This window comes from Quadrisphaera sp. GCM10027208, from assembly GCF_042658805.1.
GTDB lineage: Bacteria > Actinomycetota > Actinomycetes > Actinomycetales > SCSIO-59966 > SCSIO-59966.
On sequence record NZ_JBHSRC010000002.1, the window covers coordinates 266,382 to 291,084 of the forward strand.

At 73.8% G+C, this 24,703-nt stretch carries 19 protein-coding genes and 1 tRNA gene; 13 read left to right on the forward strand and 7 right to left on the reverse strand.

From position 1 onward, the window contains the following. Nucleotides 1-52 precede the first annotated feature (52 nt). Nucleotides 53-1,255: a glycosyltransferase family 4 protein gene (locus ACFP6A_RS04310; protein ID WP_379601822.1), complete on the forward strand. Its 1,203-nt coding sequence runs from the start codon at nucleotides 53-55 to the stop codon at nucleotides 1,253-1,255. Beyond that, on the forward strand, nucleotides 1,252-2,448 hold the full coding sequence (locus ACFP6A_RS04315; protein WP_379601823.1) for a glycosyltransferase: 1,197 nt from the start codon (nucleotides 1,252-1,254) through the stop codon (nucleotides 2,446-2,448). The genes ACFP6A_RS04310 and ACFP6A_RS04315 overlap by 4 nt, the downstream gene beginning before the upstream one ends. Here ACFP6A_RS04315 and ACFP6A_RS04320 read toward each other — a convergent pair. Then, on the reverse strand, nucleotides 2,361-3,398 hold the full coding sequence (locus ACFP6A_RS04320; protein ID WP_379601825.1) for a hypothetical protein: 1,038 nt from the start codon (nucleotides 3,396-3,398) through the stop codon (nucleotides 2,361-2,363). The genes ACFP6A_RS04315 and ACFP6A_RS04320 overlap by 88 nt on opposite strands. 110 nt (nucleotides 3,399-3,508) lie before the next feature. Between ACFP6A_RS04320 and ACFP6A_RS04325 the strand changes: the two genes are divergently transcribed. Further along, entirely contained in the window at nucleotides 3,509-4,432 is a 924-nt protein-coding gene (locus ACFP6A_RS04325; protein ID WP_379601827.1) for a polysaccharide deacetylase family protein, read from the forward strand. Then, nucleotides 4,429-5,589, forward strand: coding sequence for a glycosyltransferase family 4 protein (locus ACFP6A_RS04330; protein ID WP_379601829.1), 1,161 nt, complete (start codon nucleotides 4,429-4,431; stop codon nucleotides 5,587-5,589). Before ACFP6A_RS04325 ends, ACFP6A_RS04330 begins: the two co-directional genes overlap by 4 nt. On the opposite strand, the gene ACFP6A_RS04335 is transcribed toward ACFP6A_RS04330, so the two are convergent. Then, nucleotides 5,557-7,215 (reverse strand): S-layer homology domain-containing protein, encoded by a 1,659-nt coding sequence (locus ACFP6A_RS04335; protein ID WP_379601830.1) that lies wholly within the window; start codon nucleotides 7,213-7,215, stop codon nucleotides 5,557-5,559. The two genes, ACFP6A_RS04330 and ACFP6A_RS04335, sit on opposite strands and share 33 nt — an antisense overlap. Nucleotides 7,216-7,588: 373 nt before the next feature. Between ACFP6A_RS04335 and mfd the strand changes: the two genes are divergently transcribed. Both mfd and ACFP6A_RS04345 read left to right on the forward strand, forming a co-directional pair. Continuing rightward, a complete protein-coding gene (gene mfd, locus ACFP6A_RS04340; protein ID WP_379601831.1) occupies nucleotides 7,589-11,191 on the forward strand; it encodes a transcription-repair coupling factor in 3,603 nt (1,200 codons plus the stop codon). Then, the gene (locus ACFP6A_RS04345) at nucleotides 11,188-12,141 is read left to right on the forward strand and encodes a MazG family protein (protein WP_379601833.1); all 954 of its coding nucleotides are present in this window, start codon (nucleotides 11,188-11,190) and stop codon (nucleotides 12,139-12,141) included. The genes mfd and ACFP6A_RS04345 overlap by 4 nt, the downstream gene beginning before the upstream one ends. Nucleotides 12,142-12,212: 71 nt before the next feature. On the opposite strand, the gene ACFP6A_RS04350 is transcribed toward ACFP6A_RS04345, so the two are convergent. After that, complete coding sequence (locus tag ACFP6A_RS04350) at nucleotides 12,213-12,416, reverse strand: cold-shock protein (RefSeq protein ID WP_379601835.1); 204 nt, start codon at nucleotides 12,414-12,416, stop codon at nucleotides 12,213-12,215. Between the two features lie 399 nt (nucleotides 12,417-12,815). On the opposite strand from ACFP6A_RS04350, the gene ACFP6A_RS04355 reads away from it, so the two are divergent. The 4 genes from ACFP6A_RS04355 to ACFP6A_RS04370 all read left to right on the forward strand — a co-directional run bounded on the left by ACFP6A_RS04355 (nucleotide 12,816) and on the right by ACFP6A_RS04370 (nucleotide 15,861). Then, nucleotides 12,816-13,028 (forward strand): DUF2905 domain-containing protein, encoded by a 213-nt coding sequence (locus tag ACFP6A_RS04355; protein ID WP_379601837.1) that lies wholly within the window; start codon nucleotides 12,816-12,818, stop codon nucleotides 13,026-13,028. 338 nt (nucleotides 13,029-13,366) lie between these two features. Then, nucleotides 13,367-14,650, forward strand: a complete 1,284-nt coding sequence (eno, locus tag ACFP6A_RS04360; protein WP_379601839.1) for a phosphopyruvate hydratase — start codon at nucleotides 13,367-13,369, stop codon at nucleotides 14,648-14,650. A 171-nt stretch (nucleotides 14,651-14,821) separates the two neighbouring features. Beyond that, nucleotides 14,822-15,292, forward strand: coding sequence for a septum formation initiator family protein (locus tag ACFP6A_RS04365; RefSeq protein WP_379601840.1), 471 nt, complete (start codon nucleotides 14,822-14,824; stop codon nucleotides 15,290-15,292). After that, nucleotides 15,289-15,861: a DUF501 domain-containing protein gene (locus ACFP6A_RS04370; RefSeq protein WP_379601842.1), complete on the forward strand. Its 573-nt coding sequence runs from the start codon at nucleotides 15,289-15,291 to the stop codon at nucleotides 15,859-15,861. Before ACFP6A_RS04365 ends, ACFP6A_RS04370 begins: the two co-directional genes overlap by 4 nt. Here ACFP6A_RS04370 and ACFP6A_RS04375 read toward each other — a convergent pair. After that, entirely contained in the window at nucleotides 15,839-17,311 is a 1,473-nt protein-coding gene (locus ACFP6A_RS04375) for a phytoene desaturase family protein (RefSeq protein WP_379601843.1), read from the reverse strand. The two genes, ACFP6A_RS04370 and ACFP6A_RS04375, sit on opposite strands and share 23 nt — an antisense overlap. 45 nt (nucleotides 17,312-17,356) lie before the next feature. On the opposite strand from ACFP6A_RS04375, the gene ACFP6A_RS04380 reads away from it, so the two are divergent. The 3 genes from ACFP6A_RS04380 (at nucleotide 17,357) to ACFP6A_RS04390 (ending at nucleotide 19,249) form a co-directional block, all read left to right on the forward strand. Continuing rightward, entirely contained in the window at nucleotides 17,357-18,301 is a 945-nt protein-coding gene (locus ACFP6A_RS04380) for an exopolyphosphatase (RefSeq protein WP_379601845.1), read from the forward strand. Nucleotides 18,302-18,318: 17 nt separating this feature from the next. Then, the gene (locus ACFP6A_RS04385) at nucleotides 18,319-19,161 is read left to right on the forward strand and encodes a uracil-DNA glycosylase (protein WP_379601846.1); all 843 of its coding nucleotides are present in this window, start codon (nucleotides 18,319-18,321) and stop codon (nucleotides 19,159-19,161) included. A 15-nt stretch (nucleotides 19,162-19,176) separates the two neighbouring features. Continuing rightward, nucleotides 19,177-19,249: transfer RNA gene (locus ACFP6A_RS04390), tRNA-Leu, on the forward strand. Nucleotides 19,250-19,316: 67 nt separating this feature from the next. Here the strand turns inward: ACFP6A_RS04390 and ACFP6A_RS04395 are convergent. The 3 genes from ACFP6A_RS04395 to ACFP6A_RS04405 form a co-directional block, all read right to left on the reverse strand. Then, nucleotides 19,317-19,862 (reverse strand): DUF1697 domain-containing protein, encoded by a 546-nt coding sequence (locus tag ACFP6A_RS04395; RefSeq protein WP_379601848.1) that lies wholly within the window; start codon nucleotides 19,860-19,862, stop codon nucleotides 19,317-19,319. A gap of 208 nt (nucleotides 19,863-20,070) precedes the next feature. After that, on the reverse strand, nucleotides 20,071-21,912 hold the full coding sequence (locus ACFP6A_RS04400; RefSeq protein ID WP_379601850.1) for a YhgE/Pip domain-containing protein: 1,842 nt from the start codon (nucleotides 21,910-21,912) through the stop codon (nucleotides 20,071-20,073). A gap of 11 nt (nucleotides 21,913-21,923) precedes the next feature. Further along, entirely contained in the window at nucleotides 21,924-24,653 is a 2,730-nt protein-coding gene (locus ACFP6A_RS04405) for an MMPL family transporter (RefSeq protein WP_379601851.1), read from the reverse strand. Nucleotides 24,654-24,703: the final 50 nt, after the last annotated feature.

Sequence of the window (24,703 nt, forward strand, 5' to 3'; positions counted from 1 at the left end):
GGTTCAGTCGAAACGGCCGCCTGCCACGCCGGACGTGCCTAGCCTCGGCACGGTGAGGTTCCTGCTCGTCGAGCACAGTCCGGCCGGCGGCCTGTTCCAGTGGACGCTGCAGCTGGCCGACGCCTTGGCACGCCTCGGCCACGAGGTCGAGCTCCTCACCGGTCGCGGGCCGGAGCTGGCCGCTCGTCATCCCGGCGTCCGGATGCTGCCCGTGCTCCCGACCTGGCACCCGAGCGCGGGTGCCGCGCTCCCGGCGCCGTTGCGCCGGGTGCGCCGGGTCTGGCGCGCCGTGCGGCACGTCGAGGCGTGGCGGCGCGTCGTCCGGCACGTCCGGCGGACCCGGCCGGACGTCGTCCAGCTCTCCGAGTGGCGATTTCCCGTCGACGCGTGGGCGGCGCTGGCCGTGGGGCGGGCGGCGCGGGCCGGCGGCCGGCCGGGCCTGCTCGGCGACGTGGCGCACACCCCGGTCCCGTTCACCGAGGACGGTGACGGCGGGCTGTACAAGTCCGGGGGGCTGCTGCTGTGGTCGCTGCGGCGCGCCTACGCGGGCACCGACGTCGTCCTCGTCCTTGGCGAGCGCTCGCGGGAGGGGTTCGTCGCCGCCTTCCCCGACGCCGGGCAGCCCGTCGTCGTGCCGCACGGCGACGAGGGCATCTACGCCGGGGAGGACCCCGGCCCGGCGGCGGCCGGGGAGTACCTGCTGTTCTTCGGCGCCCTGGCCAGGTACAAGGGGCTGGACCTGCTGCTGGACGCCGTCGACCTCGTCGTCGCCCGGCGTCCGGGCACGCGGGTCGTCGTCGCCGGACCGTGCGTCGACGTCGACCTCGACGCGCTGCGTCGCCGGTGCGCCACGGTTCCCGGTGTCGAGCTGCGGGCCGGGTACGTGCCCGTCGCGGACGTGCCCGCGCTCGTGGCCGGCGCCCGGGCCCTGGTCACTCCCTACCTCGTCGCGAACGCCAGCGGGGTGGTGCACCTGGCGCACACCCTGCGGCGTCCGGTGGTGACCACGGACGTCGGGGACCTGGCCGCCGCCGTCGGCCACGGACGCTCCGGCGTGGTCTGCCCGCCGGGGGACGCGGCCGCCCTGGCCGCCGGGATGCTGCGGCTGCTCGAGGACCCGGCCACGGCGACCGACCTCGGGGACGCCGGGTACGCCGCCACCGGGGACGGGTCGGCCTGGGACGACGTCGCCGGCCGGGTCGCCGCCGCCTACCTGGCCCAGCAGCGGCCCGGCGCCGTGGACGTGGCCCGGTGAGGGTGCTCGTCGTCATCGACTCGCTGCGGGTCGGCGGTGCCGAGAACCTGCTCGTGCACCTGGCCGGGCCGGCCCGCCAGGCCGGGCTGGACGTCGACGTGGTGTCCCTGGGGCCGCCGGACGGGCCTCAGGCGTCCCTGGCCGGTGCGCTGTCGAGGGCCGGTCTGCCGCCACGGTTCCTCGGGGCACGCAGGCTCGCCGACCCTGCCGCCGCGTACCGGCTCGCCGTCGAGGTGCGTCGGTCCGGCTGCGACGTCGTGCACGCCCACCTCGAGCACGCGTCGGTGCTCGCGCCAGTGGCCGGCCGGCTCGCCGGTCGTCCCGTCGTGTGCACCTTTCACCAGCTCGCCGGAGGACTCACCGGCTCCGAGGCGGTCAAGGAGCGGCTCGCCGTGGCCTGCGCCGGGACGGCGCGAGCCACCGTGTTCGTGTCCGAGGCGTGCCGCCGGTCCTTCGCCCAGCGGTACCGGCCCCGGGCCAACTGGACGGTGCTGCCCAACGGTGTCGACCTGGGCGCGTTCGCCGACCCGGCACCGCGGCCGCTGCCGGCGGGCCTGGGTGTGCCGGCCCGGGCCCGGGTGGTGACCGTCGTCGCGGCGCTGCGACCACCCAAGGGGCACCGGGTCCTGCTCGAGGCGTGGCCGGCGGTGCGCCGCCGGGCCCCGGACGCGCACCTGCTCGTCGTCGGGGACGGGGACGCCGGGCCCGCGCTGCGCCGGCAGGCCGGCGAGCTCGGCCTGCGTGACGCGGTGACGTTCGCCGGTGCCCGCGACGACGTCCCCGCGCTGCTCGCCGGTAGTGACCTCGTCGTCCTGCCCACGTTCACCGAGGCCCTGCCGACGGTCCTGGCCGAGGCCGGCGCCGCCGGCCGGGCGGTGGTGGCCAGCGCGGTGGGCGGCGTGCCGGAGGTGGTGCTCGACGGGGTGACCGGTGTCCTCGTCCCGCCCGGCGACCCGGTCGCGCTCGCCGCGGCCGTCAGCGACCTGCTGACGGACCCTGCGCGGGCCGCGGCGATGGGGGCCGCCGCGCGCCGGCGGGTGCAGGAGCGGTTCGGGACCGGGACGTGGCTGGCCGGCCTGCTGCAGCTGTACCAGGAGGCCGCAGGTCACCGGCCCGCGGACGCCGGAGGGCCGCCGTCCCAGGACGCCAGCACGCGCAGCCGGTCCCACGGCAGCCCGGCGAGCCGGTCGTAGTCCGCGGCCAGGCCCGCCCGCGCGAGCCGGTCGTCGCCGTGCGCCGGGGTCTGGAAGATGAGGGCGACCGGCGTGCCGCCGTTGTCCCGCGCGTACGCGCCGTACTGCTGCAGGGCACGACCGACCGCGAGCTCGCCCGGTGACAGCCCGTCGATCGCGCTGAGGTCGACCGCCGGGTCCAGCTGGACGCGCGCGCCCTGCGGGATGCAGTCGTCTCGGTCGCTGGTGCCGTCCGTCTTCGTCGCTGGAGCCCGAGAGTCCCCGGCGCAGGCGTTATCGGTGGAGAACACCAGGGCGTGGCGGATCGTCCCGGAGGCGATCTCCTGCGGGGTGACCAGGCCGTCGACGAGGCCGAGTCCGGCGCCGGTCGCCGAGCTGACCGACGGGACGTCGGGGGACAGGTCGACGACGTCGCCCCACGACGTCACCCACGTGGACGGTCCGTCCCGACGGACCTGCCAGAACTCGTAGCTCGTGCCCCTCCGGCGGTCGACGACGGCCATCGCCGCGTCCGTGCCGGTGCTGGGAGCCGCGTCGTCCGGCACGGGGACCGGGGCCGCCTCCAGCCGGCAGTGCCCCCAGTCGCGCAGGCACTCGACGTCCCGCAGCGGAGCGCCGTCGGCGTCGTACACCGGGACGCCGTACTCGGTGACGTTGGCCGACCACGGACCGGCGCCGAGGTGGGCGGCGATCCGGTCCGAGCGCTGGTCGAGAACCGGGTCGGCCGGGACGGGCTCCAGGAACGCCTGGCGCCGCGTCGGCGACGCCGCCGGCGCCGCGCTGCCCGTCGTCCCCGGCTCACCGGCGCGGACCGACTCGGCTGTCTGCTCCGCGACGGACGTGCCGGTCGGTGTGCAGGCCGCCGCCAGGACCAGGGCGGTGGTGGTCACGAGCAGCCTGCGGACGGCGGTCACCACCTCGCGGCTCGTCCTCGACCGGTCCTGGCTCACCTGTCTCCCGACATCCGTCGTTCCGCCTCCGCCGGTGCTCCGACCCGCCTAACGTAAGCGACGCCGGCGGTGTCCCGCGGGCGAAGTGCGGGATCGACGAGGGGGCGTGTGTGGCGCAGCAGCTGCTCGTCCTGGGGTGGCACAACGTGCACCCGACGTTCGGGTTCCCGGCCTCGCCGCGGCGCGGTGAACGCGGCCTGGCCAGCCAGCTGCGCACCCTCGCCCGGTGCGCGAACGTCGTCGACCTCGGGCAGGCGCTCACCGCGCTGGAGGCCGGTCGTGAGCTCCCGCCGCGCGCCGTCGCGCTGACCTTCGACGACGGCTACCGGGACAACCACGACGTCGTCGCCCCGATGCTGCGCGCCACGGGCCTGCCGGCGACGTTCTTCCTCGTCCCGGAGTTCCTCTCCGGAACCACCGACGTGTGGTGGGAGCGGCTCGGCTGGGCGGTCGCCCGCCGCTCGGCGACGACGCTGTCGTGGGAGGGGACGACCTACCGGCTGTCCGACCAGGGGACGGCCCGCCGCGTCGCCGCGGTGCTCGCCGAGCGGTTCAAGGCCCGCACCGGCGTCGCCCGGGCGCACGCCGTCGAGGAGGTGGTCGAGCGGTTGCGGCCGGTCGGCCCGGACCCGACGCGGCGGCTCCTCATGACCTGGGACCAGGCCCGGTCGCTGGTGCGGCAGGGCTTCTCGGTCGGGTCGCACACCAGCCGGCACGACATCCTCAGCCGGGAGCCGGCCGGCGACCAGGTCGAGGACCTGCGCAGCGCCCGCGCCCTGCTGCAGGACCGGCTGCAGGTGGAGGCCTCCCTGCTCGCCTACCCCAACGGCCGGGACGTCGACTACGACGACACCTCGCTCGCCGCCGTCCAGGCCGCCGGCCACACCCACGCGGTGACCACCGTGGACGGCGTCAACGGCCCCGAGGTCCCGCGGTACGAGGTCCGGCGGACCGTGGTCTTCCCCGAGCGGGGCGTCCCGGACCTGCTGAAGGCCCTCCTGCACAGCGGCCGTGCGCCGCGTCCCGGGCCATGAACCGGCCCCCGGGCGAGGTGCACGTCTGCCACGTCATCCACGCGCTGGGACCGGGTGGCGCCGAGCAGTCCCTGCTCGAGCTCGCCGCCGCCGGGCCGTCCGCGGGACTGCGCACCTCCGTGCTGTGCCTCACCGGGGACGGCCGGCCCTACGCCCAGCGACTCCGGGACGCCGGGGCCAGGGTGGCCGTCCTGGGCGGCAGGACCCGCTGGGACCCGACGCTGCTGCCACGCGCGGTCGCGGCGGTCGGGGCGAGCGGCGCGGACGTCGTGCACAGCCACCTCAAGCACGCCGACCTCGTCGGAGCGTTGGCCGCCACCCGCTACGACCTGCCGCTGGTGTCCTCCCTGCACCTCATCGAGGACGGCGTGGGCCCGGGCGGGCGGGCCCGGCGCTGGCTCGGCCACCAGGCGCGCCGGCACCGGGCCGACCGGGTGGTCGCCGTGTCCGACGCCGTCCGGAGCTGGTACCGCGCCACGTTCGACGTCGAGGACGACCGGGTGGTCACGGTCCGCAACGGCGTCGCCCCCGGTGAGTCGGCGACACCGCAGCGGCGCCGCGCGACGCGGGCCGCGCTGGGACTGGGCGACACCGACGTCGTCGCGGTGATGGTCGGGGTGATGCGTCCGGGCAAGGGGCACGCCGAGCTGCTCGAGGCCGCCCGGCTGCTCGGGGGGGACGGCGACGTCCGGTTCGTGCTGCTCGGGGACGGACCGCTGCGGCCGGCGCTGGAGCAGCGGGCCCGGCAGCTGGCGCTCGACGTCGTCTTCGCCGGCTTCCGGCCGGACGTGCGGCAGGTGCTCGCCGGGGCCGACCTCGTCGTCCACCCGACGCTGTTCGACGCCCTGCCGACCGCCCTCATCGAGGCGCTCGCAGCGGGCCTGCCCGTCGTCGCCTCCGACGTCGGCGGGGTGCCCGAGATCGTCGACGGCACGTGCGGGGTGCTGGTCCCCGCTGGCGACCCGCGGTCGCTCGCGGACGCCGTGCGCGCCCTCGCCACCGACGAGGCGGCGAGGGCGCGCGCGGGCCAGGCGGCCCGACGGCGGTTCGACGCCGAGTTCACCGCCGAGGGCTGGGCCCGCCGGCTGCGTGAGACGTACGACGCCGTGCTGTCAGGCGGTGGGTCAGCTGCCGTTCCAGGTGGCGAGGACGCGTAGGTGGTCCCAGGGCAGGGTGATGTCGTGGTAGTCGGTCCAGCCGGCGGCGGCGTAGGGGTCGGTGCCGTCGGTGGGGGTCTGGAAGATGAAGGCCGCGGTGGTGCCGCCGTTGTCGATGGCGTAGGCGCCGTAGGTCTGCAGGGCGGCGGCGACGGCGCGGTCCTTGGCGGGCAGGGTGGAGATGTCGACGTCGGGGTCGAGCTGGATGCGGGCGCCTTCGGGGATGCAGTCGGTGGTGGTCTTGGCGCCGTCGGTCTTGGCGGCGGGGTAGCGGTAGTCGCCGGCGCAGGCGTTGTCGGTGGAGAAGACCAGGGCGTGGTCGATGCGGCCGGCGGTGAACTCCTCGGTGGTGACGACGCCGGCGAGGCGGGAGATGCCGGCGCCGGTGGGGGCGTTGGGGCCGGTGCCGTCGCCGTCGAGGTCCATGACCGTGCCCCAGGAGGCGGTGGGGTTGCCGCCGTTCCAGGAGTACCGCCAGAACTCGTGGCTGGTGCCGGTCTGGGGGTCCAGGACGACCATGGCGGCGTCGCTGCCGGCGGAGGTGGTGTGCTCGGCGGTCAGCGGGGTGGGGTTGGTGGTGAAGACGTTGGTGCCCCAGTCCTCGGTGAGCCGGACGCTGCGGCGGGGGGTGCCGGGGGCGGGGCGGTGGATGGGCACGCCGTACTGGTGGATGTTGGCGACGTGCTTGCCGTCGGCGAGGTGGCCGGCGATCGCCGCCGAGCGGGGGTCCAGGCGCGGGGACGCCGGGATCGGCTCGGTCAGCCAGTCCGCCTGCGCGAACGGGGAGGACCCCACCGGCGCCACCTGCTCCGGCGCAGGGTCCGGCGCGGGCGGCGGCGTGGGCCGGCCGTCGGGCAGGTCGGCGAGGCCCTCCTCGACGGTCAGGGCGAGCAGCCGGGCCAGGAAGACGGCCATGTGGTCGCGCCGGACGGCGGCGTCCGGACGGTAGCTGCCGTCGGTGTAGCCGGCCGCCACGCCGGCCGAGGCGACCGCGTTGACGGCCGGCTCGTGCGGTGAACCGGCGTCGTCGGGGAAGTAGTCCGCGTGCGCGCTGAGCCGGACGCCGCCGTCCTGGCCGGCGCGGTACTCGGCGGCCCGCAGCAGGTAGCTCGCCATCTGCGCCCGGGTCACCGGGTGGTCAGGCCGGTAGTGGCCGCTGGCTTCGCCGCGCACGATCCCGGCGGCGGCGAGCCGGTTGATGTCGGTGTGGAACGCCGACATCCCGTCGTCGGGAAAGGCGTCGGCGGGCCGGTCCGGCAGCTCCCCGCCGGACTCGGTGACGTACCGGGCGATGAAGGCCGCCATCTGACCGCGGGTCACCGTCTCCGCCGGGGAGTACCGGTACGTCGTCTCCCCGTTGGCGACCTGCCAGTGCCACACGCAGGTCACGGCCTCGGCGACAGCGCCGCTGACGTCGGTGAAGCCGGCGCCGGAGGTCAGGTCCGCCGGGCAGGCAGTGGAGATCGGGCGCGGCTCGGGACTCGGTGCCGCCGCGGCGGGGGCCGCGACGGCGGACAGGCCGAGGCCCACCGACACGGCGGTGGTGACGAGAGCTCTCATAGTGGTGGGGCGGTCCAGGGGGAAGGCTGCGGGGGACGGGTGACGGGACGTCGGGGGACGGGACATCGGAGTGCTCCTTCTGGTCATCGGTTCGTCGACGGGGGGAGTTGAGCCGGGGCGCCGGTGCGTCACCGGTCAGGCGCGGTGGGTCAGCTGCCGTTCCAGGTGCGGGACATCTGGCTTCGCTTCCGTTGGGGGACGGACGGGACATATCGCTCCCGGGTGGAGCGACGCCGCGGGACCGTACCCGAGTGCGCAGAGTGTCCGGTTGCGTCCACGGTGCGTGATGGTGTATGTGGCGGAGAGTGAGCGCCGTGGGACGCTGCACCACGGCGTCCGAGGGCCCGACGTACCCTGGTCCCGGACCCCGGCCGGACCTCGGTGCGGGGCCTGTGCGCTGCCCGCCGGCGCGCACCCGCCTGTGACCAGGAGTGCCCGAATGGCTGTGTCCGGAGTCCTCTCCGCGCTGCGCGAGGACCCCGCGCTGAGCCGTGCGGTGGAGGCGGCCCGGGCCGGGGACGTTCCCCTTCTCGACGTCGCTGCGCCGCCCGGCGCCCGCCCCGCGACGATCGCCGGGCTCGCCGCGCGGCCTCCCCTGGGGGCCGGTCGGCCGGTCCTCGCGGTGACCGCGACCGAGCGCGCTGCCCAGGACCTGACCGCGGCGCTGCGCTGCTACCTCGACCCGGTCTCCGTGGTGGAGTTCCCGGCCTGGGAGACCCTGCCGCACGAGCGGCTCAGCCCCCGCAGCGACACCGTCGGACGCCGCCTCGCCGTCCTGCGCCGGCTCGCGCACCCGGGTGCCGCCGGCGCCGAGGACGGGCCGGTGCAGGTCGTCGTCGCCCCCGTCCGTGCCGTCCTGCAGCCACTGGTCAAGGGGCTCGGGGACCTGGAACCGGTGCAACTGCGGGTGGGGGACGAGGCCGAGCTCGACGACGTCGTGCGGGCACTCGCCGGTGCCGCGTACACCCGCGTCGACATGGTGGAGCGGCGCGGCGAGTTCGCCGTCCGCGGTGGCCTGCTCGACGTCTTCCCGCCGACCGTCGACCACCCGGTGCGGGTGGAGTTCTTCGGCGACACCGTCGAGGAGGTCCGGTCGTTCGCCGTTGCCGACCAGCGGTCCCTCGGCACCGTGGACGGACTGTGGGCGCCGCCGTGCCGGGAGATCCTGCTCACCGACGACGTGCGGCGGCGCGCCGCGCAGCTCACGGAGCGGCTGCCCGGGGCGGCGGACATGCTCGACAAGCTCGCCGCCGGCATCGCGGTCGAGGGCATGGAGTCCCTCGCCCCGGCCCTGGTCGACGGGATGGAGCCGCTGCTCGACCTGCTGCCGGCCGGCACCCACGTCGTCGTCGTCGACCCCGAGAAGGTGCGGGCCCGGGCCCACGACCTCACCGCGACGAGCGAGGAGTTCCTGGCGGCGGCGTGGGCCAACGCCGCCGCTGGCGGGCAGACCCCGGTGGACCTGTCCGAGGCGTCGTTCGCGACGCTGGCGCAGACCCGGGCGCACGCCCTGCGCACCGGGCGACCGTGGTGGTCGCTGACCTCCTTCGCCGCGGACGCCGAGCTCGCCGGCCTGCGTGAGCCGGCAGACGGCGACGCCGACCCGGTCACGGTCACGGTCGCCGCCCGGGACGTGGAGGGCTACGCCGGCGACGTCCCGAAGGTCCTCGAGGACCTGCGGGCCCTGGTGTCCGACGGGTGGCGGATCGTCGTCACCACCGAGGGGCACGGCCCTGCCGAGCGGCTCGTCGAGGTGCTCGCCGACGGGGACGTCGCCGCCCGCCTGGTGCCGTCCGTGGACGACGTCCCGGAGCCCTCCGTCGTCCACGTCACGACCGCCACCGTCGGGCAGGGCTTCGTCAGCGAGCCGCTGCGACTCGCCCTGCTCACCGAGACCGACGTGCTGGGGCGCGCCGGCGCGGCGTCCACCCGGGACATGCGCCGGATGCCGAGCCGCCGGCGCAACGTCGTGGACCCGTTGCAGCTCAAGGCCGGCGACTACGTCGTCCACGAGCAGCACGGCGTCGGCCGCTACGTCGAGATGGTGCAGCGAACGGTGGGCGGCGCCCAGCGCGAGTACCTCGTCATCGAGTACGCGCCGTCCAAGCGCGGTCAGCCCGGCGACCGGCTGTTCGTGCCCACCGACAGCCTCGACCAGGTCACCCGGTACACCGGGGGCGAGGCGCCCACGCTCAACAAGCTGGGCGGCGGGGACTGGGCGAAGACGAAGAGCCGGGCCCGGCGCGCCGTCCGTGAGATCGCCGGCGAGCTCATCCGGCTGTACTCCGCCCGGATGGCCACCGAGGGCCACGCCTTCGGACCGGACACCCCGTGGCAGCGTGAGCTCGAGGACGCCTTCCCCTACGTGGAGACGCCCGACCAGCTCGTCACCATCGACGAGGTCAAGGCGGACATGGAGCGCCCGCTGCCGATGGACCGGTTGATCTGCGGCGACGTCGGCTACGGCAAGACCGAGATCGCCGTCCGGGCCGCGTTCAAGGCCGTCCAGGACGGCAAGCAGGTCGCGGTCCTCGTCCCGACCACCCTGCTCGTCCAGCAGCACCTGGAGACCTTCTCGGAGCGGTTCGCGTCCTTCCCCGTCACAGTGCGGGCACTGTCACGGTTCCAGAGCGACAAGGAGGCCGAGGCCGTCAAGGCCGGGGCCGCCGACGGCAGCATCGACGTCGTCATCGGCACCCACCGGCTCATCACCGGGGAGGTCCGGTTCAAGGACCTGGGACTCGTGATCGTCGACGAGGAGCAGCGTTTCGGCGTCGAGCACAAGGAGACGCTCAAGCAGCTGCGCACGAACGTCGACGTGCTCGCGATGAGCGCCACCCCGATCCCGCGGACGCTGGAGATGGCCGTCACCGGGATCCGGGAGATGTCGACCCTGGCGACCCCGCCGGAGGAGCGGCACCCCGTGCTCACCTACGTCGGCGGCTACGACGAGAAGACCGTCTCGGCTGCGATCCGCCGCGAGCTGCTGCGGGAGGGTCAGGTCTTCTACATCCACAACAAGGTCGACTCCATCGAGCGGGCCGCCGCCCGGATCGCCGAGCTCGTCCCCGAGGCCCGGGTCGCGGTGGCGCACGGCAGGATGAACGAGCACCGGCTCGAGCAGGTCATCGTCGACTTCTGGGAGAAGCGGTTCGACGTCCTGGTCTGCACGACCATCATCGAGACCGGGCTGGACATCTCCAACGCGAACACCCTCGTCGTCGAACGCGCGGACCTGCTCGGGCTCTCCCAGCTGCACCAGCTGCGCGGCCGGGTGGGGCGCGGACGGGAACGGGCCTACGCGTACTTCATGTACCCACCGGAGCGGCCGATGACCGAGACGGCGCACGACCGGCTCGCCACCATCGCGCAGCACACCGACCTCGGCTCGGGGATGCAGGTGGCGATGAAGGACCTGGAGATCCGCGGGGCCGGCAACCTGCTCGGCGGGGAGCAGTCCGGCCACATCGCGGGAGTCGGCTTCGACCTCTACGTCCGGCTCGTCGGGGAGGCGGTGGCCGAGTTCCGCGGCGAGACCGAGAAGGAGAACGCCGAGGTCAAGATCGAGCTCCCGGTCGACGCGCACATCCCCCACGACTACGTCGCCCACGAGCGGCTGCGGCTCGAGGCCTACCGCAAGCTCGCCTCCGTCGAGACCGAGGACGCCGTCGCGGAGATCCACGACGAGCTCACCGACCGCTACGGCGAGCCTCCGGAGCCGGTCCTCAACCTGCTCGAGGTGGCCCGCTTCCGGGTGCACGCCCGGCAGGCCGGCCTCACCGAGGTCACGGTGCAGGGAAACCACGTCCGGTTCGCCCCGGTGGAGCTGCGGGAGTCCCAGCAGCTGCGGCTCAAGCGGCTCTACCCCGGCACGCTGCTCAAGCCGGCGGTGCGCACGGTGCTCGTCCCCAAGCCGGCCACCGCCCGGATCGGGGGCCGCCCCCTGCGCGACCGGGAGCTGCTCGACTGGGCCCGGGACCTCATCGACGCCGTCCTGCTCGACGACGTCGCGGCCGCGGCGACGGCGGGAGCGCGGCGGTGAGCCGCGCCGTCCTCGTCCAGGCCACCCCGCGCACGCCGGCCGGCCTGCTCACCGCCGCCGGGTGGGACGCGCTGCGCGCCGCCGGGACCGTCCGGGTGCACGTCCCTGCGGGGGGCACTGAGCCCGACCCCGGGTGGTGGCAGGCGCTCGCGGACGCCGGCGTCGACGTCGTCCGGGAGACGTCCCTGGCGGACGTGCCGGGGACGTGGTTCGACCCGGCCGGTGACGACGCGCTCGCCGGCGCGCTCGCCCGGGCCGCGGTCGCCGCCGGGATGGAGCTCGAGGTCGTCCTGGGCGCCTACGACCTGCCGGGTGCCCGGCTCCTCGACCTGGTCGCCGTGATGGACCGACTCCGCTCGCCCGGCGGGTGCCCGTGGGACGCGCAGCAGACCCACGAGTCGCTGCTGCGCTACCTCGTGGAGGAGGCCTACGAGGTGGTGGAGGCGGTGGAGACCGGTGACCGCGACCACCTCGTCGAGGAGCTCGGGGACCTGCTGCTCCAGGTGGTGTTCCACGCCCGAGTCGGTGCCGAGCACGCCGAGGCCCCGTTCACCGTCGACGACGTCGCGGCCGGCATCGTCGCCAAGCTGGTCCGCCGGCACCCGCACGTGTTCGCCGGCGCCAGCGCGCCGACCGCCGAGCACGTCGACGCCCGCTGGGAGGAGCTCAAGGCGCAGGAGAAGCAGCGGGACTCCGCCCTCGACGGCGTGCCGCCGGCGCTGCCCGCCCTGGCCCGGGCCGACAAGCTCGTGGACCGCGCCACCCGCGCCGGCCTGCCGGCGCCGCAGCCGGCCGCGCTCGGCGGCGAAGGCGTCGGCGAGCACCTGCTCGCCGTGGTCGTGGCCGCGCGGCAGCACGGCGTCGAGCCCGAGGGCGCACTGCGCGAGGCGCTGCGCCGCTACGAGGCCGAGGTGCGCGCCGCCGAGCGCGCCGCCGAGCGCGCCGGCTGACGCCGGACAGCAGGACGCCCCGGTCGCGATGACCGGGGCGTCCTGGTGAGTCGGTGACTCGGGTCAGGCTCTCAGAGAGCCTGGATGTTGTCGGCCTGCGGGCCCTTCTGACCCTGCACGGCCTCGTACTGAACCTTCTGGCCCTCGTCGAGCGAGCGGTAGCCGTTGCCCTGGATGGCGGAGAAGTGCGCGAACAGGTCCGCACCGCCGTCGTCCGGGGTGATGAAGCCGTAGCCCTTGTCGGCGTTGAACCACTTCACGGTTCCAGTAGCCATGGTGTTCCTCCTTCGAGTGGGGTGGGCGGACCCGGTTGGCCCGTCCGGTGTGTCACGGTGATCCAGCTTGTTCCCCACGAGGAAGAAAAAAGCCCGAGACCGGTGGTCGCGGGCGTCAAGACCTGATGCACTGCAACTACGGGAGCAACCTTAGCAGGTCTCCGGTCGTCGTCCACCCGGACGGCAGTGGAGTGACGTGTTCTGCCTCACGCGCGCAAACCGGCCGGAGGGCCCGGCGCCGTCCGGCCGACGTCACGGCGGCGAGGTTCCCCCGGCCCCGTCGTGGTGTCGCGTAGGAAGATGTCCGTGCCATGCAGTGTGTCCGTGCCATGCAGTGTGTCCGTGCCATGCAGTGGCGGTGAAGGGCCGCTGCCGCGCCGGACTCGGGAGGGAGCGTCGATGGGTCGTGACGTCGGCCCGGTCCTCGTCGTCGTCGGACTTGTCGCCGTCCTCGTCGGTGTCCTGGCGTGGAGCGGTGGACTGTCCTGGTTCGGCCGGCTGCCCGGCGACATCCGGATCGAGCGGGACAACGTCCGCGTCTACGTCCCCTGGGTCTCGATGCTGCTGGTCTCCGTCGTGGTGAGCATCCTGATGTCCCTCTTCCGCCGATGACCCGCCACCCCCACGACCCTCGGTGATCATGCAATCCCGCCACCCTCAACGACCCCCTCGGTGATCATGCAATCCCGCCACCCCCCTTCTCTTCGCAGAATGCTGGATCCGCGACGGCTACGTCGGCGTGTCGCGCCGCCAACCCAGCACTTTGCGACTGGCTGGCCGCCCGCTGGGGTGGCGGGATTGCATGATCACGAGGAGGGGGGTTTCGGACGGATCGCGGCGGGGGGCGGGAGGGATGTGGGGTGGTCCCGGAGTGGCACCGGGGCGGCGCCGCCGGCCCCGACTAGGCTCGCCCGCGTCGAGTCCTGCCCTCCACCGTGAAGGAGCTCTCCGTGGCCAGCATCGAGGCCGTCGGCGCCCGCGAGATCCTCGACTCGCGCGGCAACCCCACCGTCGAGGTCGAGGTCGCCCTGGACGACGGCACGATCGCGCGGGCCGCCGTCCCCTCCGGCGCCTCGACCGGTGCGTTCGAGGCGGTGGAGCTGCGTGACGGCGACGACGCCCGCTACGGCGGCAAGGGGGTCCAGAAGGCCGTCGACGCGGTGCTGGACCGGATCGGCCCTGCGCTCCTCGGCATGGAGGCGTCCGAGCAGCGGCTCGTCGACGCCGCGATGATCGATCTCGACGGCACCGACAACAAGGGCGAGCTGGGTGCCAACGCCGTGCTCGGCGTGTCCCTGGCGGTGGCCCGGGCCGCGGCCGAGTCGGCCGACCTGCCACTGTTCCGCTACCTCGGCGGGCCCAACGCGCACACCCTGCCGGTGCCGATGATGAACATCCTCAACGGCGGCGCCCACGCCGACACCGGCGTCGACATCCAGGAGTTCATGATCGCCCCCGTCGGGGCGGAGTCCTTCCGCGAGGCGCTGCGCTGGGGCGCGGAGGTCTACCACGCGCTGAAGTCAGTGCTCAAGGCAGAGGGCCTGGCAACGGGGCTCGGTGACGAGGGCGGCTTCGCCCCCGACCTGCCGAGCAACCGGCACGCCCTGGACCTCATCTCCCGCGCGGTCGACTCGGCCGGCTACACGCTCGGCACCGACATCGCCCTGGCCCTTGACGTCGCCGCGACCGAGTTCTTCGCCGACGGCGCCTACACCTTCGAGGGTCAGCGGCGCACCGCGGAGCAGATGACGGACTACTACCGCGAGCTCGTCGACGCCTACCCGCTGGTCAGCATCGAGGACCCGCTGGCCGAGGACGACTGGGACGGCTGGACGGCGCTCACCTCCTCCCTCGGCGGCCGGGTCCAGATCGTCGGCGACGACCTGTTCGTCACCAACCCGCAGCGGCTGCAGCGGGGTATCGACTCCCGGGCGGCGAACGCCCTGCTGGTGAAGGTCAACCAGATCGGCACCCTCACCGAGACCCTCGACGCGGTCTCCCTCGCCCACCGCAACGGGTTCCGCTGCATGCTCAGCCACCGCTCCGGGGAGACCGAGGACACGACCATCGCCGACCTCGCCGTCGCCACCGACAGCGGCCAGATCAAGACCGGCGCCCCGGCGCGCTCGGAGCGGGTGGCCAAGTACAACCAGCTGCTCCGGATCGAGGAGGAGCTGGACGACGCCGCCCGGTACGCCGGCCGGCTCGCCTTCCCCCGCGCCGCAGGGGACTGACCGGTACAGGGCGCGACGACGGGACGAACGATGGCGAGCAGACGGCCCACGGCTCCCCGCGGCCGGGACCGTGCTCGCCCCGGTGCCGCCACGTCGTCGGCCCCGGGCGCGTCCCGCCGTCCTGCCGCAGCGCCGAGGCCCCGGACGACGCCGGCCCCACCGGCCGTCGAGGTGCCCCGCGGCCTGACCCGCCGGGCCGCTGTGCTCGCGGTGCTGCTGCTGGCCGCCGCCGTGGTGCTTGCGCCGCACCTGCGGATGCTGGCCGAGCAGCAGGCCACGATCTCGGCCCTGCAGACCCGGGTGACCGAGCAGGAGGCGGACGTCGAGCGGCTGCAGGGCGAGCTCGCCCGGTGGGAGGACCCGGCGTTCGTCCAGGCCCAGGCCCGGGAACGGCTGTTCATGGTGATGCCCGGGGAGACCGGTTACGTCGTGCTCGACCCGCCCCAGGCCGAGGAGCCCGCACCTCAGGCGGCAGCCGCCGCCGAGCAGGCGGTCGAGGCGCTAGGGGAGGACCGTCCCTGGTTCGGCACCCTGTGGGAGTCCGTCCAGCTCGCCGGCGAGCAGGCGCCGGAGCCGGTCCCGGCGCCGGACGGCGGTGCGTCCTCCGCACCCACCCGCAGCGTCCCGGCCCCCCAGCCGTGAGCGGCGACGTGGCAGACGCCCCCGGCGGCGCCGACCGCGCCGACCGCGCCGACCGCGGGGTCGACCCGCGCGACGTCGACGCCGTCAGCCGCCAGCTCGGCCGACCGGCTCGGGGCGTCGTCGCGGTGGCGCACCGGTGCCCGTGCGACCTGCCGGACGTCGTCGAGACGGCCCCACGTCTGGACGACGGCACCCCGTTCCCGACGACGTACTACCTGACCTGCCCGCGCGCCGTCGCCGCGGTGAGCACCCTCGAGGCCAGCGGGCTGATGCGGGAGATGACCCAGCGGCTGCGCCAGGACGCCGACCTCGCTGCGCGCTACCGCGCCGCCCACGAGGACTACCTGCGCCGCCGGGATGTGCTCGGCGACGTCCCGGAGATCGAGGGCGTGTCCGCGGGCGGCATGCCGGCGCGGGTGAAGTGCCTGCACGTGCTCGTCGCCCACGCCCTCGCCGCCGGGCCGGGGACCAACCCGCTCGGCGACGAGGCGCTCGCCGCCCTGGAGGAGCGGGGACTGGGCCACTGGTGGGGAGCAGGGCCCTGCGTCAGCCCGGCCGCGTCGACCTGACCAGGTCCAGCGGGTCGGTGCGGACGCCGAACCGCTGGCGCAGCACCCGGCGCGCGGCGTGCAGCCCGGCCATCCCGTGCACGCCCGGCCCCGGCGGGGTGGCGGCCGAGGCCAGGTAGACGCCCGCCAGTGGCGTGCGGAACGGGTCCCACCGAGGCGCCGGCCGGGCCAGCACCTGCCACGGCGTCATCGCCCCGGTGGAGATGTCGCCGCCGACGTAGTTGGCGTTGTAGGCCTCCTGCTCCGCGGCCGTCCGCACCCAGCGGTGCAGGACCAGCTCGGAGAACCCGGGCGCGAACCGCTCCACCTGCGCCTGCACGGCCTCCCCCATGTCGACCGTCGAGCCGTTCGGCACGTGGGCGTAGGTGGACAGCTGGTGCTGCCCCGCGGGGCTGCGGCCGGGGTCCACGACCCCGGCCTGGACGGCGAGGACGTACGGGCGGTGCGGGTGCCGGCCGGCGGCCACCTCCTGCTCGGTGGCGAGCATCTCCGCGCGAGTGCCGCCGAGGTGCACCGTGCCGGCGGTCTGTATCCCTGGAGCCCGCCACGGCACCGGGCCGCTGAGGGCGAAGTCGACCCGGCACGCCGCCGACCCGTACCGGTAGTGCTGCAGCCACCACCGGTACGCACCCGTCAGCCGGTCGCCGGCGACGTCGAGGACGCCGGCCGGGCCGAGGTTGAGCACGACCGCCCTGGCCCGTGGCAGCTCGCCCAGGGCCCGCACCCGGTGCCCGGTGACGACCCGGCCGCCCAGGCGCTCCAGGGCGCTGACCATGGCGTCGACGATCACCTGGGAGCCGCCGCGGACGAGCGGCCAGCCACCTCCGTGCGCCAGCGTGGCCAGCAGCAGGCCGGCCCCGGCCGGTCCGAGAGCGCGGGCCGGCGCGATCGCGTGCGTGCTGACGCCGGTGAGCATCGCCGGGGCGACGTCGTCGGCGAACCGCAGGCTCCACGCCCGGGACCCCTGCTCGACCACGCGTCCCCCGAACCGCAGCGCGAGCACCGGGTCCGGCGGCACGGTGCGGTAGTCGCTGAGCACGAGGTCGGCCAGGGCCGGCCACCGCCGGACCAGCGGGCCCAGCAGGCTCCGCCACGCGTCGGCGTCCGGGCCGAGGGCCTGCGCCGTGCGCTCGAGGTCCCGGTACGCCAGGCCGGCCCGGCCGTCGTCCAGGGGATGGGCGTAGGCGACGTCGGGCTGGAGGGTCTCCACCCCGCGGGCGGCGAGGTCGAACGCCCGGAAGAAGGGCGAGGCGACGCCGAGCGGGTGCACCGAGGAGCACACGTCGTGGCGGTGACCGGGCAGAGTCGTCTCGGCGGTGCGCGCACCGCCGCCGGCGGTGTCGGCCGCCTCGTACACCTCGACCTCGAGCCCGGCGGCGGCGAGCACCACGGCCGCCGCGAGGCCGTTCGGGCCGGAGCCGACGACGACGACGTCGGTGGAGGCCGCCATGCCCTGGACCGTATCGGCGCGCGGGCCGTGCGGCACGATGACCGGGTGACCCGCGTGGCAGCCGTGGACTGCGGCACGAACTCCATCCGCCTGCTCGTCGCCGACGTGGACCCCACGACCGGCCGTCTGGTCGACCTGGACCGGCGGATGGAGGTGGTCCGGCTCGGTGAAGGGGTCGACCGCACCGGCCGGATCGCGCCCGCGGCGATGGCCAGGACGCTGGAGGCCACCGCCCGGTACGCCGACGTCATCCGCCGGCTCGGCGCCGAGCGGGTCCGGTTCGTCGCCACGTCCGCCAGCCGGGACGCGCAGAACGCGGCCGAGTTCGTCGCCGGGGTGCGTGAGGTGCTCGGTGTCGAGCCGGAGGTCGTCCCCGGCGACGAGGAGGCCCAGCTGTCGTTCACCGGCGCGACGGCCGGCCTGGCCGCGGCGCACGAGGCGCCGTTCCTCGTCGTCGACATCGGCGGCGGGTCCACCGAGCTCGTGCTCGGCACAGACGCCGTGGACGCGGCCAGGTCCGTGGACGTCGGCTGCGTCCGGATGTTCGAGCGGCACCTGCAGGCCGACCCGCCGACGCCGGACCAGGTCGCCGCCGCCACCCGGGACGTCGAGGCCGCCCTCGACCTCGTCGCCGAGCGGGTCCCGCTGGCGCGGGCGCGGACCCTCGTCGGGCTCGCCGGCACCGTCACCACGGTGACCGCGCACGCCCTTCGGCTGGACGCGTACCGGCCCGAGCGGATCCATCGCAGCGTGCTGCCGGTCGCGGAGGTCCTGACCGCCTGTGAGGACCTGCTGGCCATGCCGCGGGACAAGCGGGCGGCGCTGCCGTACATGCACCCGGGGCGCGTCGACGTCATCGGGGCCGGGGCGCTCGTGTGGGGGCTCGTGGTCCGTCGGGTCGCCGACGCGGCCGGCATCACCGAGGTCGTCACCAGCGAGCACGACATCCTCGACGGGATCGCGCTCAGCGCGGCGCGCGCCGGCTCCTGAGCCCTACCCTGCGGCGGGTGCCGACCGAGCCGCTGCCGCACCCCGCGACGGGCCGGCCGTTCCCCTCCCCGGTGCCGCCCGGGACGGGATGGCCGGGGGACCGCGCCGGTCCGGGCACGCCGTGTGCGAACGACGCGGACGACGTCGCCCGGCTGGCCGCGGACAGCCGCGACCTCGAGGTCCTGACAGCCCGGATGTCGGTGTGCCGGGCCTGCCCCCGGCTCGTCGCCTGGCGGGAGGACGTCGCCGCGACCAAGCGCCGCGCGTTCGCCACCGAGCCGTACTGGGGCCGGCCGGTCACCGGGTTCGGCGACCCGCGCGCTGCCGTGCTCGTCGTCGGCCTGGCTCCGGCCGCTCACGGCGGCAACCGCACCGGCCGGGTGTTCACCGGTGACCGGTCGGGGGACTGGATCGTCGCCGCCCTGCACCGCACCGGCTTCGCCAACCAGCCGACCAGCGTCCACGCCGCCGACGGACTGCGGCTCACCGGTGCCCGGATCGCCGCCGCGGTGCGCTGCGCCCCACCGGCGAACACGCCGCTGCCCTCCGAGCGCGACACCTGCTCCCCGTGGCTGGAGCACGAGCTGCGGCTGGTCCGGCCCCGGGTGCTCGTCGCCCTCGGCGCGTTCGGCTGGGAGGCGACTCTCACGGTCGTCCGCCGGCTCGGCTGGGCGGTGCCCCGGCCCCGGCCCCGGTTCGGCCACGGTGCCGAGGCCGTCCTCGGCGGCCCGCACGGCGACGTCCCGCTGCTCGGCAGCTACCACGTCAGCCAGCAGAACACCTTCACCGGTCGGCTCACTGAGCCGATGCTGGACGCGGTGCTGCTGCGCGCCCGCGAGTACGCCGGGCCGGCTCGCTAGCCTCGGCGGCACCTCGCCCCCGTAGCCCAACGGCAGAGGCAGGCGCCTTAAAAGCGCTGCAGTGCGGGTTCGACTCCCGCCGGGGGCACACGCGGCGTAGCGCATGTCGGGTGGTGACCGCGACGACGGGCGGCTTGCCCTCGACGGGTCGACCTCTACGTGGCACCGTTGACATGGTCGGCGAGCGCCGCAACAGCAGTCACGGTGCGCCAGTTTCGTTGCGTTCCGGCGGCCATGGTGTGCTTGTGGACGGCGGCGGCGAGCCTGCTGCGCCCGGTGCCCCCCGGCAGGTACAGATGCACTTCGCGGCCGATGGCCGCGGCCTGCTCGGGCGCGAACCGAGACAGGTCGATCCCGCCGAGCGAGCCCGGCACGTGATCCGGCAGGAAGAGCACCCGCAGCTGCAAAGGGTCGACGCCAGGACCGGTGAACGGGCTAGCGCTGATGACGGCGTGCAGATCAGTGGGTGTGCGCACGACGTCCGGGCGGACCGTCGTCGTTCCTGCAATCGCGGACCGCAGTGCGTCAGCGGCTGTCGCCGGACTCTGGTCCACCGCCCGGAACACGATGTTGCCGCTTTGACCGTAGGTCGCGATGTCGGTGTAGCCACATGCGAGCGTTGCAGCGCGCAGGTCGGCCATCGCCACCCGCCCCGAGCCGCCCACGTTCACTCCCCGTAGTAGCCCCACCATGACCGTCATGCCGCACCACCCTGGCTCACGATGTCCGTAGCGAGGACCGTGTGCACTCGTGGCAGGGTGGCGGGACTGCATGATCACGACCAGAGGGGTTCGACTGAAGCGGCGGGGTGGCGAAGGCGTAGGTGGACTGCGCGCCGGAGGCGCGCGCTCCCCACGAGTGTGGCCGCTCGTGTGCCGTCCTGCCCGGCGGCGGCCATGAGGCTCCTTCTCAGTCCCTATGCCGTCGTTCGACGGCGAAACGTGTTCCCCGTGCTCGTGTGGCCGTTATGGAGACGGCGATCGCGAGGACGGTCCAGAGTGCGAGCACGGCTGCTGAGCTCAGCGGCTCGATCGGGTTGTCCAGCATCACGTCCCGGGCTAGCTGCGCCAGGCGGGAGAGTGGCGTTAGCTCGGAAACCGTCTGCCACGTAGGACCGGCCATCTCGATCGGCGCGAACAGCCCGGTGGCGGCGAGCTGAATCACCCCGAGAACCCCGGCGACGAGAAGGCCGGCCCTGCCCGCAGCGGCGAAGAGGGCATGCAGGACGGTGGTGAGGCAAGCTGCCCCAAGGAGAATCAAGATCAGCAGTAGGCCGGGGCTCGGGCCAGCGACGCCCAGCACGAGCAGCAGGACCCAAAGCGCTAGCGCGCCCAAAGACGCGAGCGCGAGCCGGGGCGCCAGCCCGATGGCAACTGCTCGCACCGGGCGTCCTCCGGCGGCGAGTGTCCAGGGCGGCACAGCCGGCCGGCGCGCAAACATGGCGGCACCTCCGACCCACAGCGCCAGTGCGATAGCAACAGCGGCGAACAGCTCTGGGCCGCCGGCGGACACTCCAGTCAGCGAAACGGTTGCGGGTGACGCCACGGCATCGGCGAGATCGACGTGCGTGGTCTCCTCGTAGGTGGGTACGGAATCTTCAAGCTGGTGCAGGCCGTCCGTGAGGGATGCGGCGCCGTCGGCGACCCCGTGGGCACCGGACGACACGCCGTCGGTCGACCTGGCGACGCTGTCCGCCCCGCTGGCCAGGTCGCCTAGCGCAGCGGCTAGCTCTTCGGAACCCTGTGCCAGGCTCCGAGCACCGCTCGACACCTCCGCCGCACCGGTCGCCACCTGTGTCGTCGCCGCTGAAGCCGCTGTCAGACCGGAGGAGAGACCGGAAGCGGTCGACTCGGTCGCCGCAGCGGACTGGGCCGCCGCGGCGCCTTCCTGTGCGGCGGCCGCGACGGCAGCACAGTACGAGCTACCCGCTGTCGCAGGGCAGCTCTGGGCCAGCTCCGTCAGCGTCGCGGCAGCCGCCGCCGACCGTGCAGTCGTCGTGGAGGCGAGCGGCACCAGCGTCTCTGTCGCAGCCGCCGCGGCGTCACGTAGTGAGGTGGACAGCTCGCCGGCAGCACCGGCGACGTCCGCCGCCCCCCCGGCAACATCGGTCGCGCCAGTGCTCAGCGACTGACTGGTCGCCGCCGCACTCTGTGCACCAGCCGCCAGACCGCTGGTGGCGGAAACGAGCTCGTCGGTCCCGTCGGCAAGCTGTCGGGCCGAGTCGGCGAGCGCCGTGGCGCCGTCCGTAGCGTCGCCGACCGCGGCGCTGATGCTGTCGTACGACTCGTACACAGTCTCCAGGTAGGTGGAGGTGACGTCGTCGTTGAACGCGGCGGTCGACGCCTCGGTAACCTCCCCGACGATCTGGGCTGCGAGCGGGCTCGTGGGGTCGTCGGCCTCCAAGGTGATGGTCGCTCGCTTGGCGTCGCCGTCCTGGAGTCCGGAGATGATGGCAGAAAAGTCTTCCGGGATCGTCACGATCGCGAAGTAGTCCGTCTCGACGAGGCTGGCGGCGTCGGCGTCAATGACAGTCCACGCCAGCGGTGTCTCGGCGCCGGTGACGATCTCCTCCGCCAGGATCCTGCCTGCCGCGACGGTCTGTTCCTGCTCTCCGTCTTGGGGCGTCACAGGTTCATCGCGGTTGATGAGCGCCACCGGCACTGCTTCAACCGCATCCGCCCGTGACGACATGCGGTCGATGGCGAGGCCTGCCATGAGCACGATCAGGCCCGTGCTTGCCAGCACGGTCACTAGGCAGCGTTTCATCGTGCGACGGCCCTCTCCGTTGTGACCGGCAGTGGCTCGCGAGCAGCCAACAGCACCGTGCGCGCCCCGCTGCGCACAGCTGCGTCCGCGAGTGCGGCAGACTCCGCAGGCACCAAGCACACGTCCAGGTCGTCGACCAGGAGAAGCTGAACGCCAGCGGCTCCCGCGAGCACGACGTCGAACATCCGCTTCTCCAGCAGCGTCCACTGAGCCCGCTCCCGCGGGAGACCGCCGTCAGCGATCATCCGCAGCAGCTCGGCAGAAGGACGTCGACGCAGCCCTCGCGCCAGCAGGTACCGCTGTGCGACGCCGACCGCGTCGACGTCGGGCGGAACCAGATCGCTGAACGGTTGCGAGGTCGACAGTGCCACAGCACCCCGGACGGCGGACCGACCGAACGGCATGGCCTGGCCAAGGACGGTGAGCTCACGGGGGGATTCCGTCCATCCGGCTACGGCCGCCATGAACTCACGGCGAACTGCATCGTCCGGCTCGAAGTACCAGGCCCGCTCGCCCGGTCGGACGTCGAGGGGCGGTGACTCGGACCGGATGGCCCTGTCGCCTTCAACGGCCGACCGCTCCTGGACGTGGACGTTGGCTTCGACGGCTGCTCCTTCGACGTCCAGGTGCGGCAACCTCTGGTCCAGCCAGCGAGGAAGCCACCATGCTCTGTCCCCGAGGAGGTAGAGGATGGCGCGTGCCAGGGTCATCCGAACAATGAAGGCGTCGACGAAGACCCCGACCGCCAGTCCGATCGCGATCGGCTTTATCGTGGCCGAGCCGTGGGGAATAAAGGCGACGAAGACCGCCACCATGATGAGGCCCGCCGCGTTCACGACCGTCTGGCTCTGCTGGTAGCCCATGTCGATCGCACGCTCGGCGTCGCCGTTTCGGACGTACTCTTCCCGAATCCGGGCGACGAGGAACACCTCGTAGTCCATGGACAGACCGAACAGGACGGAGATCGTCATGATCGGGAAGAAGCTGATCACCGGCCCGGTCGCTTGCACGTTGAGGAACTCGGTCAACCATCCCCAGCTGTAGATGGCGCTGACGGCGCCGAAGGCGGCTGACGCCGACAGGACGAAGCCCAGGGTGGCCTTCAACGGGATCGCGACCGAACGAAACACCAGCAGCGACAGGAGGAACGACAAGCCGGCGACGATGACGGCGAAGGGCAGGAGAGCGGACGTGAGCCGCTCGGACGTGTCGATGGACACTGCCGTGATCCCGGTGACGGTCACGTCCGTCACACGGTGCTCCTCCTCTATCTGTGGTGCGAGCGCGCGAAGCTCGTGGACGAGGTCGATGGTGGCCTCGTCGCCCTGGGCGTGCTCGGGAATGACCCGGAAGAGCGCAAGGTCGACACCTGGGTTCGGCGTGGCGCGTGTAATGGCGGCCACCCCGTCGACGCGCGCGAGGTCAGCCTCGATCGCATCGACGACGCCGATCGGGTCGGTCGATGTGATGATGTCGGCCGTCACGACAAGAGGTGCGTTGTATCCCGGCCCGAACTCCTGGGCGATGAGATCGTAGGTCTCTCGGGCCGCGCTACCGGGGTCCGCATCTCCGTTGTCATTGAGCGCGAGCCGCAGGCTTGCGGCGGGGACGAGCAGAACGAGCAGAACCGCGGACGACGCGAAGACGGTCGCGACGGGGTGCCGCTTCGTGACGCCGACCCACAGCGTCCCCACCCTGGTCTGGCGGCGCCGGGTGCGTCTCTCTTTCGGCCTCAGGTGCTCGCCGAACGCCGTGAGCAAGGACGGGAGGAGTGTCAGTGTCGACAGCATTGCGAGGGCGACAGTGAGTGCCGCGGCGAGCCCCATGATGCTCAGGAAGGGGATACCGGCGACGCTCAGTCCGGCCAGAGCGATGATGACCGTCGCCCCGGCGAACGACACTGCAGAACCGGCAGTGGCTAACGAGCGCCCTATCGCTTCGTGGACCGGTGCCCCGGCAGCCAGCTCGGAGCGGTGGCGGGAGATGATGAACAGCCCGTAGTCGATGCCGACCGCGAGCCCGATCATGAGCGCGAGGCTCGGCGTCGCTGTCGAGACGGGCGTAGCCGCGGCCACGAGCAGGATCCCTGCGAACGACACGCCGACGCCGACGAGTGTCATCACCAAGGGGATGCCCGCGGCCAGCGCCGAACCGAACGTCACGAACAGAACGAAGAATGCGATGACGATGCCCACGGCTTCTGTCGGGCTCAGGCTCACGCCCCGAGACGAGTACGCCTGTCCGCCGAAGTGGACGGAGACACCACCATCGGCCTGCGCGGCGGTCTCGACATCGGACAACACGTCGGTCGGGAGGTCGCCGAAGGGCACGTCGAACTGCACCGTGACGAGCGCGTACGCGCCGTCCGGCGAGATCGCTGACTCCCGGTCGAAGGGATCGTCCACGTCGCTGACCAGCTCGACGTCCCGTACGGCTTCGAGTGCCCGCTCGACAGCGCCCCGGTACGGGGCGGCGGTGATCCGTTCTCCCTCGGGCGCGCCGTACACCAGTTGTGCGCTCGCGCCACTGGCCTGGGGGAACCGAGCCTCCAAGGTGTCCAGGCCCTGCTGCGAGGGAGAGCCGGGGATGCTGAAGTCGTCCTCGAGGGTGCCGCCCCAGAAGATGGCGCCTGCACCGATGGCCACGAGTGCCGCAAGCCAGACAGCGATCACCCAGCGGGCTCGCCGGGCGCAGAAGCGTCCGAGCCGGTACAGCAGACTGGACACGGTTCTCCTTTAGCCAGCGCGACGGTCACCCTGATCCAAACGCAGGCGGA

Bases quoted from the DNA above. Each gene is read 5' to 3' on its own strand.
- ACFP6A_RS04330 (WP_379601829.1), top strand. From the start codon at position 4,429: ATGAACCGGCCCCCGGGCGAGGTGCACGTCTGCCACGTCATCCACGCG.
- ACFP6A_RS04335 (WP_379601830.1), bottom strand. From the start codon at position 7,215: ATGTCCCGTCCCCCGACGTCCCGTCACCCGTCCCCCGCAGCCTTCCCC.
- mfd (WP_379601831.1), top strand. From the start codon at position 7,589: ATGGCTGTGTCCGGAGTCCTCTCCGCGCTGCGCGAGGACCCCGCGCTG.
- ACFP6A_RS04350 (WP_379601835.1), bottom strand. From the start codon at position 12,416: ATGGCTACTGGAACCGTGAAGTGGTTCAACGCCGACAAGGGCTACGGC.
- ACFP6A_RS04355 (WP_379601837.1), top strand. From the start codon at position 12,816: ATGGGTCGTGACGTCGGCCCGGTCCTCGTCGTCGTCGGACTTGTCGCC.
- ACFP6A_RS04375 (WP_379601843.1), bottom strand. From the start codon at position 17,311: ATGGCGGCCTCCACCGACGTCGTCGTCGTCGGCTCCGGCCCGAACGGC.
- ACFP6A_RS04395 (WP_379601848.1), bottom strand. From the start codon at position 19,862: ATGACGGTCATGGTGGGGCTACTACGGGGAGTGAACGTGGGCGGCTCG.